The 14,955-nt window shown below is 60.0% G+C and carries 13 protein-coding genes and 1 pseudogene; 7 read left to right on the plus strand and 7 right to left on the minus strand.

The window, feature by feature from the left end; translation table 11 throughout:
- Nucleotides 1-41: 41 nt before the first annotated feature.
- Nucleotides 42-296: pseudogene (locus LOY55_RS04565) on the minus strand (YebG family protein); the annotation flags it as partial.
- A gap of 364 nt (nucleotides 297-660) precedes the next feature.
- Between LOY55_RS04565 and LOY55_RS04570 the strand changes: the two are divergent.
- Nucleotides 661-1,161 (plus strand): phosphate-starvation-inducible protein PsiE, encoded by a 501-nt coding sequence (locus tag LOY55_RS04570; protein WP_109786087.1) that lies wholly within the window; start codon nucleotides 661-663, stop codon nucleotides 1,159-1,161.
- Here the strand turns inward: LOY55_RS04570 and LOY55_RS04575 are convergent.
- Both LOY55_RS04575 and LOY55_RS04580 read right to left on the minus strand, forming a co-directional pair.
- Nucleotides 1,158-1,475, minus strand: a complete 318-nt coding sequence (locus tag LOY55_RS04575) for a DUF3509 domain-containing protein (RefSeq protein WP_046026761.1) — start codon at nucleotides 1,473-1,475, stop codon at nucleotides 1,158-1,160. The two genes, LOY55_RS04570 and LOY55_RS04575, sit on opposite strands and share 4 nt — an antisense overlap.
- Before the next feature lie 417 nt (nucleotides 1,476-1,892).
- Nucleotides 1,893-3,269, minus strand: a complete 1,377-nt coding sequence (locus tag LOY55_RS04580) for an L-serine ammonia-lyase (RefSeq protein WP_223523754.1) — start codon at nucleotides 3,267-3,269, stop codon at nucleotides 1,893-1,895.
- A 135-nt stretch (nucleotides 3,270-3,404) separates the two neighbouring features.
- Here LOY55_RS04580 and LOY55_RS04585 point away from each other — a divergent pair, with 135 nt between their 5' ends.
- The 5 genes from LOY55_RS04585 (at nucleotide 3,405) to LOY55_RS04605 (ending at nucleotide 9,527) form a co-directional block, all read left to right on the plus strand.
- Nucleotides 3,405-4,352, plus strand: coding sequence for a LysR substrate-binding domain-containing protein (locus LOY55_RS04585; protein WP_046026759.1), 948 nt, complete (start codon nucleotides 3,405-3,407; stop codon nucleotides 4,350-4,352).
- 214 nt (nucleotides 4,353-4,566) lie between these two features.
- Nucleotides 4,567-4,974 (plus strand): HPF/RaiA family ribosome-associated protein, encoded by a 408-nt coding sequence (locus LOY55_RS04590; RefSeq protein ID WP_046026758.1) that lies wholly within the window; start codon nucleotides 4,567-4,569, stop codon nucleotides 4,972-4,974.
- Between the two features lie 336 nt (nucleotides 4,975-5,310).
- Entirely contained in the window at nucleotides 5,311-5,874 is a 564-nt protein-coding gene (locus tag LOY55_RS04595) for an RNA polymerase sigma factor (RefSeq protein WP_223523756.1), read from the plus strand.
- Complete coding sequence (locus LOY55_RS04600; RefSeq protein ID WP_223523758.1) at nucleotides 5,871-6,860, plus strand: FecR family protein; 990 nt, start codon at nucleotides 5,871-5,873, stop codon at nucleotides 6,858-6,860. The genes LOY55_RS04595 and LOY55_RS04600 overlap by 4 nt, the downstream gene beginning before the upstream one ends.
- A 237-nt stretch (nucleotides 6,861-7,097) precedes the next feature.
- Nucleotides 7,098-9,527, plus strand: a complete 2,430-nt coding sequence (locus LOY55_RS04605) for a TonB-dependent receptor (RefSeq protein ID WP_223523760.1) — start codon at nucleotides 7,098-7,100, stop codon at nucleotides 9,525-9,527.
- A gap of 144 nt (nucleotides 9,528-9,671) precedes the next feature.
- On the opposite strand, the gene LOY55_RS04610 is transcribed toward LOY55_RS04605, so the two are convergent.
- Nucleotides 9,672-10,547, minus strand: a complete 876-nt coding sequence (locus LOY55_RS04610; protein ID WP_109786083.1) for an AraC family transcriptional regulator — start codon at nucleotides 10,545-10,547, stop codon at nucleotides 9,672-9,674.
- 138 nt (nucleotides 10,548-10,685) lie between these two features.
- On the opposite strand from LOY55_RS04610, the gene LOY55_RS04615 reads away from it, so the two are divergent.
- A complete protein-coding gene (locus LOY55_RS04615; protein ID WP_046026751.1) occupies nucleotides 10,686-11,588 on the plus strand; it encodes a DMT family transporter in 903 nt (300 codons plus the stop codon).
- 40 nt (nucleotides 11,589-11,628) lie between these two features.
- Here the strand turns inward: LOY55_RS04615 and LOY55_RS04620 are convergent, their stop codons facing one another.
- The 3 genes from LOY55_RS04620 to LOY55_RS04630 all read right to left on the minus strand — a co-directional run bounded on the left by LOY55_RS04620 (nucleotide 11,629) and on the right by LOY55_RS04630 (nucleotide 14,943).
- The gene (locus LOY55_RS04620) at nucleotides 11,629-12,603 is read right to left on the minus strand and encodes a D-glycerate dehydrogenase (RefSeq protein WP_109786082.1); all 975 of its coding nucleotides are present in this window, start codon (nucleotides 12,601-12,603) and stop codon (nucleotides 11,629-11,631) included.
- A gap of 669 nt (nucleotides 12,604-13,272) precedes the next feature.
- On the minus strand, nucleotides 13,273-13,650 hold the full coding sequence (locus LOY55_RS04625) for a DUF6124 family protein (protein WP_046026749.1): 378 nt from the start codon (nucleotides 13,648-13,650) through the stop codon (nucleotides 13,273-13,275).
- Nucleotides 13,651-13,974: 324 nt separating this feature from the next.
- On the minus strand, nucleotides 13,975-14,943 hold the full coding sequence (locus tag LOY55_RS04630; RefSeq protein ID WP_046026746.1) for a LysR family transcriptional regulator: 969 nt from the start codon (nucleotides 14,941-14,943) through the stop codon (nucleotides 13,975-13,977).
- Nucleotides 14,944-14,955: the final 12 nt, after the last annotated feature.

Raw genomic sequence — 14,955 nt, forward strand, 5'->3', positions numbered from 1 at the left:
TCAACAGCCACTTCGACAGCTTCGGCCGTTTCAATGACTTCAGCCGGCGCATTCAGCAGCTCGGACAAGGCATCCGGCTGGCTCTTGAACGCCTTGGCAAATACATCGCGATTCTTCGCCATGTAAATCCCGGCTTCTTCCACTTGCTGCTCGGTCAGGGACGGAACGGCTTTTTGCAACACTTCAGCCAGCAATTCAGCCAGTTCGAGCATTTTGTCATGACGGTCAGCTTCGGCTTTATCCATGAACAAGCGCTCCAGATCTCGGCTGCTGCGGTATACCACTTCGACGGCCATTCACCACCTCACATGCCTTCACAATAGTTGTCTGTTTCGACCACTGTATTTATATACAGCGAAAAGGATAAGCGAATCCCTGCGCTTTGGGTAGTGGCTTTTTAATGTAGACCGAAATTGGCGTTTGTCAGGTGAACCGTGTTGTCCCCAATCGCGAGCAAGCTCCCACAGTGGTTTTGTGAACACCACAGATCCCCTGTGGGAGCGAGCTTGCTCGCGATGGCGTCAGTGAATTCACCACAAAAGTGTCCAGCAACAACTCATCATCTTCTCACCGAGAGCGGCTGGCCTTTTTTCTGCATGCAGAACAACCGTCACGTCAATCGCGCATCATCCGCTCGAACCGAGCTAAGGAAGCATCATCGTGAAAATCAACTGGGCCGAAAACCTGCGGCAGAACGTGCACCAACTGGCCGAATCCCTGGGCAACCTGTTCGTCGAAACCTTCCATTACCTGGCGCTGTTCGCCATCGGTGCGGTGACCGCGTATGCCGCGGTGATGGAGTTTATGGGGATGATCGAAGCAGGGCACATCAAGATCGATGACATCTTGCTGCTGTTCATCTACCTGGAACTGGGTGCGATGGTCGGGATTTATTTCAAGACCAACCACATGCCGGTGCGTTTCCTGATCTACGTGGCGATCACCGCGCTGACGCGCTTGCTGATTTCCAACGTCTCGCACCATAACCCGCCGGACCTGGGGATCATCTACCTGTGCGGCGGGATTTTGCTGCTGGCGTTTTCGATCCTGGTGGTGCGTTACGCTTCGTCGCAGTTTCCTTCGGTGAAAATCGAACACCCGCAACGCAAGATCGGTGCGGGGTCCGGTGAGCATCCGGAAGTGGAGAAGGGCGAGCTTTAGAGCCGGACCGCGTGTCGGGGCTGGCCATTGATGTAGGGCGGCGGCAAAGTGTGATCGTCGCCGTCGGTCATGGCTTCGAGGATGGCCATGGCACTGTGGCCCTGTTCGATGGCAATGCCGAACTGGATGCTTTGCACGAGGCGTTTGAGGCGTTTGGGGTCATTGCGCTGGTCGGCGCTGATCATGCGTTTGGCGACCACGCGGCCCGCGTTGGAAAGGGTCAGCATGATGCTGCCGTCCAGACCCTGAATGCTCAGGTTGATCTGGTAATCCGGTGCAAAGGCATCGGTAATGACCTGAAAGGGGTTGTCCATGATGCGTCACCGCTTGATTGAACGTGCAGTTGTTGACCGGCCATGTCCGGGTTGGTTCGCACCACCAGACCATCGGCAGATCGCTCGCTGAGGTTTCAAAAGTCCATTTGCCTCATCGGTGACGTAGCAAGGGGCATGCCGCACAAAGTTGTCGAACAACTATCTCGGCAAAAAAGCGACGGACGTCCTGGCTCATCCAAGCTCACTAAACCACACCGTTCTCTGTAGCAGCTGGCGCAGCCTGCGTCCGGCTGCGCAGCAGTCGTAAAACCTGAGTGTGCGGTCTTGCTGAAACACCGCGTCGTCTGATTTAACGACTGCTTCGCAGCCGGACGCAGGCTGCGCCAGCTGCTACGAAGTGCGATTGCGTGTGCCCGTTTCAGGGCAAGAATGAAGCGATGACCGCAGACAGTGCAATCAGCACTCTACCCAGCTCACCGCCAGGCCGCCCCGTGAAGTTTCTTTGTACTTGTCATGCATATCGGCGCCGGTATCGCGCATGGTGCGGATGACCCGGTCCAGGGAAATGAAGTGTTTACCGTCGCCGCGCAGGGCCATTTGTGTGGCGTTGATCGCTTTCACGGCGGCAATCGCATTGCGCTCGATGCACGGCACTTGCACCAGGCCGCCGACCGGGTCGCAGGTCAGGCCAAGGTTGTGTTCCAGGCCGATTTCGGCGGCGTTTTCCAGTTGCTCCGGGGTGGCGCCGAGCACGTCGGCCAGGCCGGCAGCGGCCATCGCGCAGGCGGAACCGACTTCGCCCTGGCAACCGACTTCAGCACCGGAGATCGAGGCGTTTTTCTTGCACAGAATCCCGACCGCCGCCGCGCCCAGAAAGAACGCGACTACGTCATCGTCCGACGCGTCCGGGTTGAACTTCATGTAGTAATGAAGCACTGCTGGAATAATCCCCGCCGCGCCGTTGGTCGGTGCCGTGACCATGCGCCCGCCTGCGGCGTTTTCTTCGTTTACGGCGAGGGCAAACAGGTTGACCCACTCCATGGCCGACAGGGTGGACGTGATGACATTCGGTTTGCCGATTTCCAACAGACTGCGGTGCAGTTTCGCGGCACGACGTGGCACATTCAGGCCACCTGGCAGGATGCCTTCGTGACGTAAACCTTGCTCGACGCACTCACGCATCACCGACCAGATGTGCAGCAGACCCTGGCGGATCTCGGCTTCGCTGCGCCAGGCCAATTCGTTGGCCATCATCAATTCGGACACACGCAAGCCGTGCTGGTTGCAGAGTCTGAGCAGTTCGGCGGCGCTGGAAAAATCATACGGCAGCACCACATCGCTGGCAGGGGCGATGCCGGACTCGGCTTGCGCCGCTTCGATGATAAAACCGCCGCCAACGGAGTAATACGTTTGCTCCGACAATTCGCCGGTTTCGCCGAAGGCTGTCAGGGACATGGCATTGGGGTGATAGGGCAGGCTCTCATTGAGCAACAAGAGATCGCGCTGCCAGTTGAAGGCGATGGTTCTTTTGCCGGCCAGCGCGAGTTCACCGGTTTCGAGCAACGTGTTGATTCGGCTGTCGATGCTGCCCGGATCAATGCTGTCCGGCCATTCACCCATCAAGCCCATGACACAGGCCCGGTCGGTGGCGTGGCCGACGCCGGTGGCGGACAGCGAACCATACAGGCGGATTTCTACCCGGCGCACGGCGTCCAGCAAACCGTGGTCAATCAGTGTCTGGGCGAAGGTCGCGGCGGCGCGCATCGGGCCGACGGTGTGGGAGCTGGACGGACCGATGCCGACTTTGAAGAGATCGAAAACACTGATAGCCATGCTAAAGCCTATACAAGTAATGGAGGAGAAATCGCTGCCATTTTTGTAGGACAAGCGCAATCTCGGCGATACTGACTCCCTCGGTCCATCGTGACCAACGAAACTTCCTAAGACAGCCTTTAGCAGGACTAAACGATGAGTCGTCAATTGCATGCCCAGACCTACGTCTGGCTGCACGTGTTTTCCTGTGCCGCGCGGCACTTGTCGTTCACCCGTTGCGCCGAAGAACTGCACATCACGCCGGGGGCGGTCAGTCAGCAAATTCGGCAACTGGAAGAGCGCTTGGGTTTTCGCCTGTTTCATCGTCGCGCTCGCGGTGTGGAACTGAGCGCAGAAGGCCAGCGTCTGGCCATTACGGTCAACGAGGCGTACGGCAGCATCGATGCCGAATTACGCCGTCTGGACGCCGGAATGATCAGCGGCACTTTGCGGTTACGCTCGATTCCGTCATTCCTGAGTAAATGGCTGACCCCGCGCCTGCCACGTTTGCAGCAGCGCTTTCCGGACATTCAATTGCGCCTGGTGGCCGAGGACAGCAGCGTGCCGCTGCACGAGGGGGATTTCGATCTGGCCATCGACCTGAACGATGGCAGCTACCCCGGCCTGTTATCCACAGCCTTGCTCGACGAACAGATCTTTCCGGTCTGTGCCCCCAGCCTGTTGCGAGGGCGGCCACCGCTGCATGGCCCGGCGGACCTGATGCATTTCCCGTTGCTGCACGACATCACCGCCTGGCGCGGCAGTTACGAATACGCGGAATGGGAGTTCTACCTCAATGCCATCGGCTTCGAGGGCGCAGACGTGCGGCGCGGGCACACCTTCAATCGCAATCACCTGACCATCGAAGCCGCCATCGCCGGGATGGGCGTGGCGATTGCGCGGCGTACGCTGCTCAACGATGAGTTGGAGCGAGGGACATTGATCGTGCCGTTCGGGCTGACGGTGCCCAATCACAAGCGCTATATGCTGCTGTATGCGCCGGGCGCTTTGAGCCATCCGGGCGTGCGCGCGGTGCATGACTGGCTGGTGGAGGAGGCGGGAATATTTCGAAGTGTGCACCCGCTGGCGGAGCAGCAGATGTGAGTAATTGTGACAAAGAAGTGAAGCGACCCAACTCCCGACCTTAGCAGCGCTTTTAGCCGTTGTCCGGCTTTTTTTGCGATTAGATATTTATCTTTTTTAAGGGGTTGAATTGTTCAGCGTACAGACCGATTGTGTAGTTAAGAGGTCACGGTGATGACGCCCAAGGGCTTAGCTGACCGGCCTCTCGCGAGCTAGCTGAAATAAGGGAAGAACTATGCAAATCCAAGTCAATAGCGATAACCATATTCAAGGCAGTAAACGACTGGAGGAGTGGGTACGTACGACCATTGAGAGCACGCTCGAACGATATGAAGAGGACCTGACCCGCGTCGAGGTTCACCTGCGGGACGAAAACGGCGAGAAGCCCGGACCGCACGACATACGCTGCCAACTGGAAGCGAGGCCAAAAGGCCACCAACCGATTTCTGTCACCCATAAAGCCGCCAATCTGGAACTGGCGATCGACGGTGCAGCCGAAAAACTCGAACACGCGCTAGAGCACCTGTTCGGCAAACTGCGAGGCAAACCACGTGCCGTGGTGGTGCCGTTCGAGAGAAACGCAGCCGATGCGCTGCTGGAAGACGAATTTCTCGAGAACGAACAGGCAGCGCAAAACGGCTGAAGCCTGATTCACTTTTACCCTCCCCAAAAAACGGGCCTGCGATTGCAGGCCCGTTTTTGTTTGAGCACTGATTTCTGATCGTTCCCACGCAGATACTGATCGTTCCCACGCTCTGCGTGGGAACGCCTCGATGGACGCTCTGCGTCCGCTGTTGGGACGAGGAGCGTCTCAAGCTGCATTCCCATGCAGGTGTGGGAACCATCAGAAACAGGTTCATGCCTCCTCGGTAAAACGGGATCTGGCAATCGGATCTCTTTGCGTATGAGAATATTTATCATTAATATCTCGCCCTCGTTGGTGCCTCTATCGTCACCACGTTTGTGCAGAGCTGAGCCGATGATCACCCTCCCACCCGAACCACACGACGAAGAACATCGCGGGGCGCGCGCGCATTTCCTGCAGGTGTTCCTTTCCCAGCGTTCGCAGATGGAAGCCTTGGTGAACCGGCGCGTGGGGTGTCGGGCGACGGCTGCGGACCTGGTGCAAGACTTGTTCCTGCGTTTCTGGCGGCGGCCGCTGGTACAAGTCGAAGAGCTCAGCACTTACTTGCTGCGCTGCGCCGGCAACATCGCCATTGACCATTTGCGCAGCGAAGGCACGCGGGTGCGGGTCAACGAAGGCTGGATACCGGAGGCGCCAGACAGCCACGGCAGCGAACCGCAAGCCGCGCTGGAAGCCGGTAATGATTTGCGTCACGTCGAAGCGGCGTTGCGGGCCTTGCCGGAGCGCACGCGGCAGATCTTTTTGCTCAACCGCATCCACGGTCGCAAATACGCCGAAATCGCCAAGGCCATGGGCTTGTCCCAAAGCGCCGTGGAAAAACATATGATGCGCGCCCTCGATGCCTGCAAGGCCAGCCTGCAGGAATCGCCCATGCGCACGCCAGGGAAAGCACCGTGAATCAGCCCGAACGCGTCACCCCGACGCCCGCTCAGGAGCAGGCCGCCTACACTTGGCTGAGCTTGTTGCATGACCAGCCCAGCAGTGGCGATCAACTTACGTTCAGTCACTGGCTGCAGGCTGATCCTGCCCACGCCGAGGCTTATGCACAGGCGCAAGTCGTGTGGGAATTGAGCGAAGCGCCGGCGCGAACCCTGGCCGATGAAGATGCATTGGCCTTGCAGGGTTATCTCAATGCGATGAATCAATCGCCTCGCAACAGCGTGCGGCGCTGGTCGGGTGCGCTGGCCATGGCGGCGTGTCTGGTGCTGATGATCGGCGTAGGGGTCGGTTGGCAGCCGATGCGTTGGGTCGATGATCTGGGCGCCGATTATGTCTCGGCACCGGGCGAAATTCGCACCGTGACACTGGCCGATCAATCGCAAGTCACGCTGGATGCCGACAGCGCCATTGCCGTGGATTTCAGTCGCGGTGAACGGCGCGTCCAGCTGCGACGCGGCGCCGGATTTTTCAGCGTGACGCACACCGGCGACCCGTTTGTGGTCGATGCCGAACAGGGGCAGGCGCGAGTGCTGGGCACGCAGTTTGAAGTGCGCCTGCAACCGCAGGGGGCGCAAGTCACGGTGTTGTCCGGACGGGTGGGCGTGACTGCGGACAAGCACGCGGAGCAGCAAATCCTCACCGCCGGCCAGCAAGTGGCCTATGGCAACGGCGCAACGCAACAATCCCATGCGGTGGACAGCGAAGCGCAATTGGCCTGGCGCCAGGGTTGGCTCAATTACTACAAGGCGACGCTGGCCGAGGTGGTGCAGGATTTGCGGCGTTACTTCCCGGGGCGGATCGTGTTGCTCAATGATGAACTGGCGGCGCGGCGAATCAGTGGCAGCTTTCCGAGCAGGGATCCGCAGGTCGTGTTGAGTTCGTTGCAAGGGGTGTTGGGGTTTGAGCAGCACAGCGTGTTGGGGCAGCTGATTATTTTGCGTTAAAGCTGCTGGCCCCATCGCGGGCAAGCCCGGCTCCCACACTTGACCGCATTCTCATGAAGGAACCCGATCCCTGTAGGAGCCGGGCTTGCCCGCGATGAGGACCGATCAGACACCGCATCTTTCAGAACAAAAATTATTTTCAACATTTTGATGAGGTAAAACCAAGCCCCATCCGTGTAGTGACTGAAACTGCGAGTCATTCGCATCCGTTGCGGTTCTACACAGGTCTATCGAGCAATGAAGTCCAGGGCAAAATCGGGTTGGGTCAAACAGTGGTTGGGTGCCTCGGCACTGAGTATGTCGGCGCTGGCGTTGCTGCCCTTGAGCATCGCCTCGGCCGCTGACACGGGCAGCACGCAACAGCGGGCGCCGTTCAACTTCGCCATTGCCGCCAAACCGCTGCCCCAGGCCCTGAGCGACTTCAGCCGGGTGACCGGCATCAGTGTGGTCTACACCGATGAAGCGCCCTACGGCGTCACCGCCCCGGCGATCAACGGCCCGTTGAGCGCCGAACAAGCCCTGCAGCGTTTGCTCAGCGGTTCGGGACTGATCTTCCGCCGTACCGACCCCAACACCCTGATCCTTGAGCCGGTGCCGACGGCGGGCACCCTGAACCTGGGCGCCACCACCATCACCTCGGTGGCCGATCAATCCATGAGTTATCAGCCGCCGCCCACCAGTTCGGTGATGCGTTCTTCGGCCTTGCTCCAGGAAGTCCCGCAGACCGTCAATGTGGTCCCGGCCCAAGTCATTCGCGATCAGGTGCCGCGCAATCTGGATGACGCGCTGGCCAACGTCAGCGGCATCACCCAGGGCAACACACTGGCGAGCACCCAGGACTCGGTGATGACGCGTGGTTTCGGTGACAACCGCAACGGCTCGATCATGCGCGACGGCATGCCGATCGTGCAGGGGCGTGGCCTGAGTGAGAGTGTCGAACGCGTCGAAGTGCTCAAGGGGCCGGCGTCCTTGCTGTACGGCATCCAGGACCCGGGCGGCGTGGTCAACATGGTCAGCAAGAAGCCGGAACTGGAACAGTACAACGCCCTGACTCTGCGCGGTTCGACCTACGACGATGGCAAGAACGGCAGCGGTGGCACCCTCGACAGCACCGGCGCACTGGGCACATCGGGCCTCGCTTATCGCATGGTGCTGGACCATGAAGACGAAGATTACTGGCGCAATTTCGGCACCCACCGCGAGTCGATGATCGCGCCGTCGCTGGCCTGGTTCGGCGAAAGCACCACGCTGTTGTTCTCCTATGAACACCGTGAGTTTCTGACCCCGTTTGACCGTGGCACAGTCATCGATCCGAACACCAATCATCCGTTGGACATCTCGCGCAACCTGCGCCTCGACGAGCCGTTCAACAACATGGAAGGCCGTTCGGACCTGTACCACTTCGAGGCCGATCACGAGCTCAACGACAACTGGAAAGCTCACTTCGGCTACAGCTGGAACCGTGAAACCTACGACGCCAGCCAGGTGCGCGTGACCGCCATCGACACCGACAAAGGCACGTTGACCCGCAGCATGGACGGCACGCAAAACGCCATCAGCACCGACCGCTTCACCACCGTCGGCCTCGAAGGCAATGTCGAATGGTCCGGGATGAAACACGACCTGGTGTTCGGCCTCGATGACGAGTACCGCAAGATTTACCGCGAAGACCTGATCCGCCAGAAAAGCCGGAGCATCTTCAGCTACGTCGACCCGATCTACGGCCTTGAAGTGCCGGGCACCACCGTCAGTGCGGCCGACAGTAATCAAACCGATGAATTGCGCAGCAACTCGATCTTCCTTCAGGACTCGATCCACCTCACCGACCAATGGATTTTCGTCGCGGGCGGGCGCTTCCAGGAATACGACCAGTACGCCGGCAAAGGTGTGCCGTTCAAGGCCAACACGGACAACAACGGCCAGAAATGGGTGCCGCGTGCGGGCCTGGTGTACCGCTACACCGACGAACTGTCGTTCTACGGCAGCTACACCGAATCGTTCAAACCCAACTCCACCATCGCGCCGTTGAGCGGCAGCAGCACCGTGCTCGACGGCAGCATTGCGCCGGAAGAAGCCAAGTCCTGGGAGGTTGGGGCCAAGCTCGACATGCCGGGCCGCATCACGGCGGATATCGCGCTGTTCGACATCAAGAAACGCAACGTACTGGTGGCCAACGCCGAAGGCCCGGTGACGATTTACAGTGCTGCCGGCGAAGTGCGTTCCCGTGGCCTGGAAGTGGATCTGACCGGCCAGCTCACGGACCGTTGGAGCATGATCGGCAGCTATGCCTACATCGATGCTGAAGTCACCGAAGACCCGGATTACAAAGGCAAGCAACTGCAGAACGTCGCCAAGAATAGCGGCTCGCTGTCGGCGGTCTATGACTTCGGCACCATCGTCGGTGGCGATCAGTTGCGCGTCGGCGCGGGTGCGCGATATGTCGGCGAGCGGGCGGGTAACGCCGTCAACGACTTCGACCTGCCGGCCTACACCGTGGCCGATGCATTCGCCACGTACGACACCAAGGTCGAAGGGCAGAAGGTCAAGTTCCAGCTCAACGTGAAGAACATGTTCGACCGCACCTACTACACCTCGGCGGCGAGCCGGTTCTTTGTGTCGATGGGCGATTCGCGGCAGGTGTTGTTTTCCAGCACTTTGGAGTTCTGACCGAGACCGCGTCATCGTTCATCGCGGGCAAGCCCGGCTCCCACAGGAATAGTGTCGTTCACAGGAGTGCGCTTCGACACCTATTCCTGTAGGAGCCGGGCTTGCCCGCGATGGCGTCCTGAGAGGCAGCGACTGTCATGGGCCTTAGCGCAAAAACGCCTGGCGATAGTCGCCAGGTGTCCCACCCAATGCCTGCCGAAACCGATTGGTGAAATGACTGGCGCTGGCAAACCCGCAGGCCAATGCAATCTCCCCCAACGGCTGCGACGTCGAGCGCAGCAACTCCCTTGCCCGGCTCAGTCTTCGCGCCAACACATATTGATGCGGCGGCAAGCCGAAGCTTTCCCTGAACATCCGCGCAAAGTGGTATTCCGATAACGCGCACAGCGCGGCCAATTGCCCAAGGCTGATGGCCTCCGCCAACTGGTTGTCGATGAACTCCACCAACTGCCGCCGCTGATGCGCGGCCAGTCCACCCTTGAGCCGCAAGCCCTCACGCATTCCAACCTGCCCGAGCAACACGTGGCTGAGCATTTCGTGGGCCAGGCTGCTGGTCAGCACGCGTTCGCCGGGTTCGTTCCAGTTAAGGGTGAGCATCTGCCGAAAGCGTCGGGCTTGCGCCGGATCGTCGAGAAAAGTGCCTTCGCGCAATTGCAGTTCGCGCGGTTCACGGTCCAGCAGCGTGACGCAGCCGAGGGCGAATTGTTCGGGGCTGAAATACACGTGGGCCAGGCGAATGTCGCCGTTGATCACCCAACCGGATTGATGCTCGGCGGGCAGAATGCACAACTTGTCGGGGCCGCCCTTGGTGCCGGGTTGGTCGCGGCGAAACGTGCCGGTGCCGCCGGCGATGTAGCACGACAACGTGTGATGACTCGGCGCTTCGTAATCCTGCGCGTCGTGATGGTTGCTCCACAAGGCTGCAGCCATGCCGTCACCGAGCTCGGCGCTGTGCTCAAGGCGAGCATTGGGCGAGCGGTTGAGGGCTTGAAAGACTTGCAGTGTTTCCAGTGCGGGCATGATCGGTTCTCTCCAACGCCTTGCATCCTACTCCGTAGACGTTGGCCTGCCAGCCTCTGCGCCGACAAAAGCGCAAGTTTATGCAAGTGCGGGGCGAGCGGGCGCGGGACACTGAACCTCTATTGAGGAGTGTTTGCCATGAACCTGTCGTTGTACTTGCTGACCGTGCTGATCTGGGGCACCACCTGGATTGCCTTGAAATGGCAACTGGGCGTGGTGGCGATTCCGGTGTCGATCGTCTATCGTTTCGGCCTCGCGGCGCTGGTGCTGTTCGCGATGTTGCTGCTGAGTCGGCGTCTGCAAGTGATGAACCGGCGTGGGCATTTGATCTGTCTGGCGCAGGGGCTGTGCCTGTTCTGCGTCAACTTCATGTGCTTCCTGACGGCCAGCCAGTGGATTCCCAGTGGTTTGGTTGCCGTGGTGTTTTCCACCGCCACCCTGTGGAATGCGCTGAATGCGCGGGTGTTTTTCGGTCAAAAAATCGCTCGCAATGTGTTGATGGGCGGGGCACTGGGGTTGTTCGGGCTTGGCCTGTTGTTCTGGCCGGAACTGGCCGGGCATACCGCCAGCCCGGAAACGCTGCTCGGCCTGGGCCTGGCCTTGCTCGGGACCTTGTGCTTCTCGGCTGGCAACATGCTGTCGAGTTTGCAGCAGAAGGCCGGATTGAAACCGCTGACGACCAACGCCTGGGGTATGGCCTACGGCGCGGCGATGTTGTCGGTGTGGTGCCTGGTCAAAGGCATTCCGTTCGACATGGAATGGAACGCGCGCTACATCGGTTCGCTGCTGTACCTGGTGATCCCGGGTTCGGTGATCGGTTTCACCGCTTACCTGACGCTGGTCGGGCGCATGGGCCCGGAGCGCGCGGCGTATTGCACCGTGTTGTTTCCGGTGGTGGCGCTGAATGTGTCGGCGTTTGCCGAAGGCTACCAATGGACCGCGCCGGCGCTGGTGGGGTTGGTGCTGGTGATGCTGGGCAACGTGCTGGTATTTCGTAAACCCAAGGCACCGATGCTGGGGGGAAGTGGAAAACTGGCTTGATCGTACGGGCAGACGTTTGGACACGTCTGCCCGTTTTTCGTCAGCCTTTCCAGACTTGCGGGTTGACCAGGTCTTGCGGCCGCTCGCCCAACAGCGCGCTGCGCAGGTTGGCCAGGGCGCGGTTGGCCATGGCTTCACGGGTTTCGTGGGTGGCCGAGCCGATGTGCGGCAATGTCACGGCGTTTTTCAGTTGGAACAACGGCGACTCGGCCAGCGGTTCTTTTTCGTAGACGTCCAGACCGGCGCCGCGAATGCGGTTGTTTTGCAGCGCTTCGATCAGGGCTGGTTCGTCCACGACCGGGCCGCGTGAGATGTTCACCAGGATGGCGCCGGGTTTCATCAGTGCCAGTTCGCGGTGGCTGATCAGGTGTTTGGTCTTTTCGCTGAGTGGCACCACCAGGCAAACGAAATCGGCTTCGGCCAGCAGTTGATCCAGCGTGCGGAACTGGGCGCCGAGTTGTTGTTCCAGGTCTGTCTTGCGGCTGTTGCCGCTGTAGAGAATCGGCATGTTGAACCCCAGGCGACCGCGACGGGCAATGGCCGCGCCGATGTTGCCCATGCCGACGATGCCTAGGGTTTTGCCGTGCACGTCGGTGCCGAACAGTGGTGCGCCGACGGTGGCTTGCCATTGGCCGGCCTTGGTCCAGGCGTCCAGTTCGGCGACGCGGCGGGCGCTGCTCATGAGCAGGGTGAAGGCGAGGTCGGCGGTGCTTTCGGTGAGGACGTCGGGGGTGTTGGTGAGCATGATCCCGCGTTCGTTGAAGTAGGCGAGGTCGTAGTTGTCGTAGCCGACTGAGACGCTGGAGACGACTTGGAGTTTGGCGGCGGTTTCGAGTTGTGCGCGACCGAGTTTGCGGCCGACGCCGATCAGGCCGTGGGCGTGGGGCAGGGCTTCGTTGAATTGGGCGTTGATGTCGCCGTTTTTCGGGTTTGGCACGATGACTTCGAAGTCTTGCTTGAGGTGTTCGACCATTTCGGGGGTGATGCGGCTGAAGGCGAGGACGGTCTTTTTCATGGGAGGTGGGCTCGTCGGGCTTGGCTTGATTTGGCTTGGAGAATGCCAAGCACGCTAACATTCTTTTTCGTAGTTGTGAGCTTTTGAACTTGGCGGCCTTTGGGCCGACCATGTTCTTGTGGGTTGTGTACATATCCGTTGCTGCGGTAACGGCCGCTTAGGGTTTCGCCCTTACGGCGACTCACTTTTTTTTCAAACGCCAAAAAAAAGTAAGCAAAAAAAGGCTCGCCCCGAGCGTCCGGCCCCTCGCTGGGGCTCGGCGTTCCTTCGCTCCGGTATCCATCCGGGGACACTGCCCTCCGGTCGGCTTCGCTTCGACCTACATGCAGCGTGTTCGACTGCGTCGAACGGCGCTGCGCGCCACTCCCCGGATGCACACCTCCACTCAGCCTCCCGAAGGGGCGGGTGGATCAAGATCAAGAGCTGAAGGCGAGCTAACGCTCGGCCTGATGAGTGGTGAGAAGCGGCCGGTGTACTCATTCCCTGTAGGAGCTTGGCTTGCCAGCGATGGCGGCCTGACAGCCGACCAATCTCTTCCAGACGGCCCCGGTCCAATTGTAGGAGCGAGCCTGCTCGCGATGGCGGACTCACATTCAACATTGAAGTCGACTGACACACCGTCATCGCGAGCAGGCTCACTCCTACAGGAGGATTGGTTTCTGCCGGGGATTAGCGGTGTGGCGTGGGTTTGGGGATTTCGAGGTTATCCATCATCCGGTTCGCTGCCAGTTCCGCCAGCATGACGATCTGCTGAATCGCCATCGCCGTGTTCCGATGCGGGCCTTCCAGATAGGCGGCAAAATCGCCGGCCATCACACTGGCCTGGGCCAACGATTCACAAGTGTGGGCCAGCAAGTCCTCGTCTTTGATATTGGGCGCAAGCACGAACATTGTGCTGGGCTTGCGAGTCGCGGGTGATTTGAGGGCGGCGGGATTGAGGTAGTGATTCAACGCGCGTTCGGCGGCTTCGTTGAGTTTTTTGGAGTCGATGGATTCGTAGGGGGAAACGTCGTCGGTTTCCGGAGGATTCGGTGATTCTTTAATCATTGGCAAAGATCCTTGAAGTCGAGGAGCCGCCACTTTCCGTTTTCCAGACGATTGGGTGGCAGCTGTACGCGGACTGGAAAAACCGAGAAGGATCAAACCCGGCAGACCCGAAGGTCTCCCACGCACAGCCGCCATAACTTAAATCGCGGAGCTGAAAAAGCGCCGCATTATGTCATGTGCTGTGACCCTATCTTCGGGTTTTCCAGGCCCGATCGCTGAAAAGCCAGCGACGCCCAAAGCCTACCCATTTCCCGTCTGACCCAACAACCGACAGAACCCGTCGGAAACCTTCCCCAAATTCTCCGCGTCTGTAGGACCGTGAAATCAGTTCGCCACCCGGGCGCCAGCCAGGCTCCCGCTCAATTCATATGCCGCCAGTTCCGCCTGATGCGCCGCCAGAATCTCCGGCAACGACCCGCGCAAGTACTCGACCCACGTCTTGATCTTCGCATCCAGATACTGGCGCGACGGGTAGATTGCGTACAGGTTCAGCTCCTGCGACCGGTACTTGGGCATCACCCGCACCAGCGAGCCGTTGCGCAGCCCTTCAATCGCCGCGTACACCGGCAACACGCCAACGCCCATGCCGCTGGTGATTGCGGTCTTCATCGCATCCGCCGAGTTCACCAAAAACGGTGAGCTGTTGATGGTCACCATTTCCTGGCCATCCGGGCCGTCGAAGGCCCATTTCTCCAGCGGGATCACCGGGCTTACCAGGCGCAGGCACATGTGGTTGAGCAAGTCGCTGGGCTTTTGCGCGCAGCCGTTGGCTTTCACATAGGCCGGCGAGGCGCAGACGATGCTGTAGGTGATACCCAGGCGCTGGGACACAAAACCCGAGTCCGGCAGTTCGCTGGCCAGCACGATGGACACGTCGTAGCCCTCGTCGAGCAGGTCCGGCACGCGGTTGGCCATGGTCAGGTCGAAGGTGACGTCCGGGTGGGTCTTGCGATAGCGGGCGATGGCGTCGATCACGAAGTGCTGACCGATGCCGGTCATGGTGTGCACCTTGAGCTGCCCGGCCGGCCGCGCATGGGCGTCGCTGGCCTCGGCTTCGGCTTCTTCGACGTAGGCCAGGATCTGCTCGCAGCGCAACAAGTAGCGCTTGCCGGCTTCGGTCAGGGCGATGCGGCGGGTGGTGCGGTTGAGCAGGCGGGTTTGCAGGTGGGCTTCCAGGTTGGAGACCGCGCGCGAGACGTTGGCCGTGGTGGTGTCCAGTTGCACGGCGGCGGCGGTGAAGCTGCCGGCCTCGGCCACGTAACTGAAGGCGCGCATGTTTTGCAAAGTGTCCATGGGGTGCTCTCG

Source organism: Pseudomonas sp. B21-040, from assembly GCF_024748695.1.
GTDB lineage: Bacteria > Pseudomonadota > Gammaproteobacteria > Pseudomonadales > Pseudomonadaceae > Aquipseudomonas.

Coding starts and splice junctions, on each gene's coding strand:
- LOY55_RS04575 (WP_046026761.1), bottom strand. CDS start 1,475: ATGGACAACCCCTTTCAGGTCATTACCGATGCCTTTGCACCGGATTAC.
- LOY55_RS04610 (WP_109786083.1), bottom strand. CDS start 10,547: ATGCCCGCACTGGAAACACTGCAAGTCTTTCAAGCCCTCAACCGCTCG.
- LOY55_RS04595 (WP_223523756.1), top strand. CDS start 5,311: ATGATCACCCTCCCACCCGAACCACACGACGAAGAACATCGCGGGGCG.
- LOY55_RS04580 (WP_223523754.1), bottom strand. CDS start 3,269: ATGGCTATCAGTGTTTTCGATCTCTTCAAAGTCGGCATCGGTCCGTCC.
- LOY55_RS04620 (WP_109786082.1), bottom strand. CDS start 12,603: ATGAAAAAGACCGTCCTCGCCTTCAGCCGCATCACCCCCGAAATGGTC.
- LOY55_RS04590 (WP_046026758.1), top strand. CDS start 4,567: ATGCAAATCCAAGTCAATAGCGATAACCATATTCAAGGCAGTAAACGA.
- LOY55_RS04630 (WP_046026746.1), bottom strand. CDS start 14,943: ATGGACACTTTGCAAAACATGCGCGCCTTCAGTTACGTGGCCGAGGCC.
- LOY55_RS04615 (WP_046026751.1), top strand. CDS start 10,686: ATGAACCTGTCGTTGTACTTGCTGACCGTGCTGATCTGGGGCACCACC.
- LOY55_RS04605 (WP_223523760.1), top strand. CDS start 7,098: ATGAAGTCCAGGGCAAAATCGGGTTGGGTCAAACAGTGGTTGGGTGCC.
- LOY55_RS04625 (WP_046026749.1), bottom strand. CDS start 13,650: ATGATTAAAGAATCACCGAATCCTCCGGAAACCGACGACGTTTCCCCC.
- LOY55_RS04585 (WP_046026759.1), top strand. CDS start 3,405: ATGAGTCGTCAATTGCATGCCCAGACCTACGTCTGGCTGCACGTGTTT.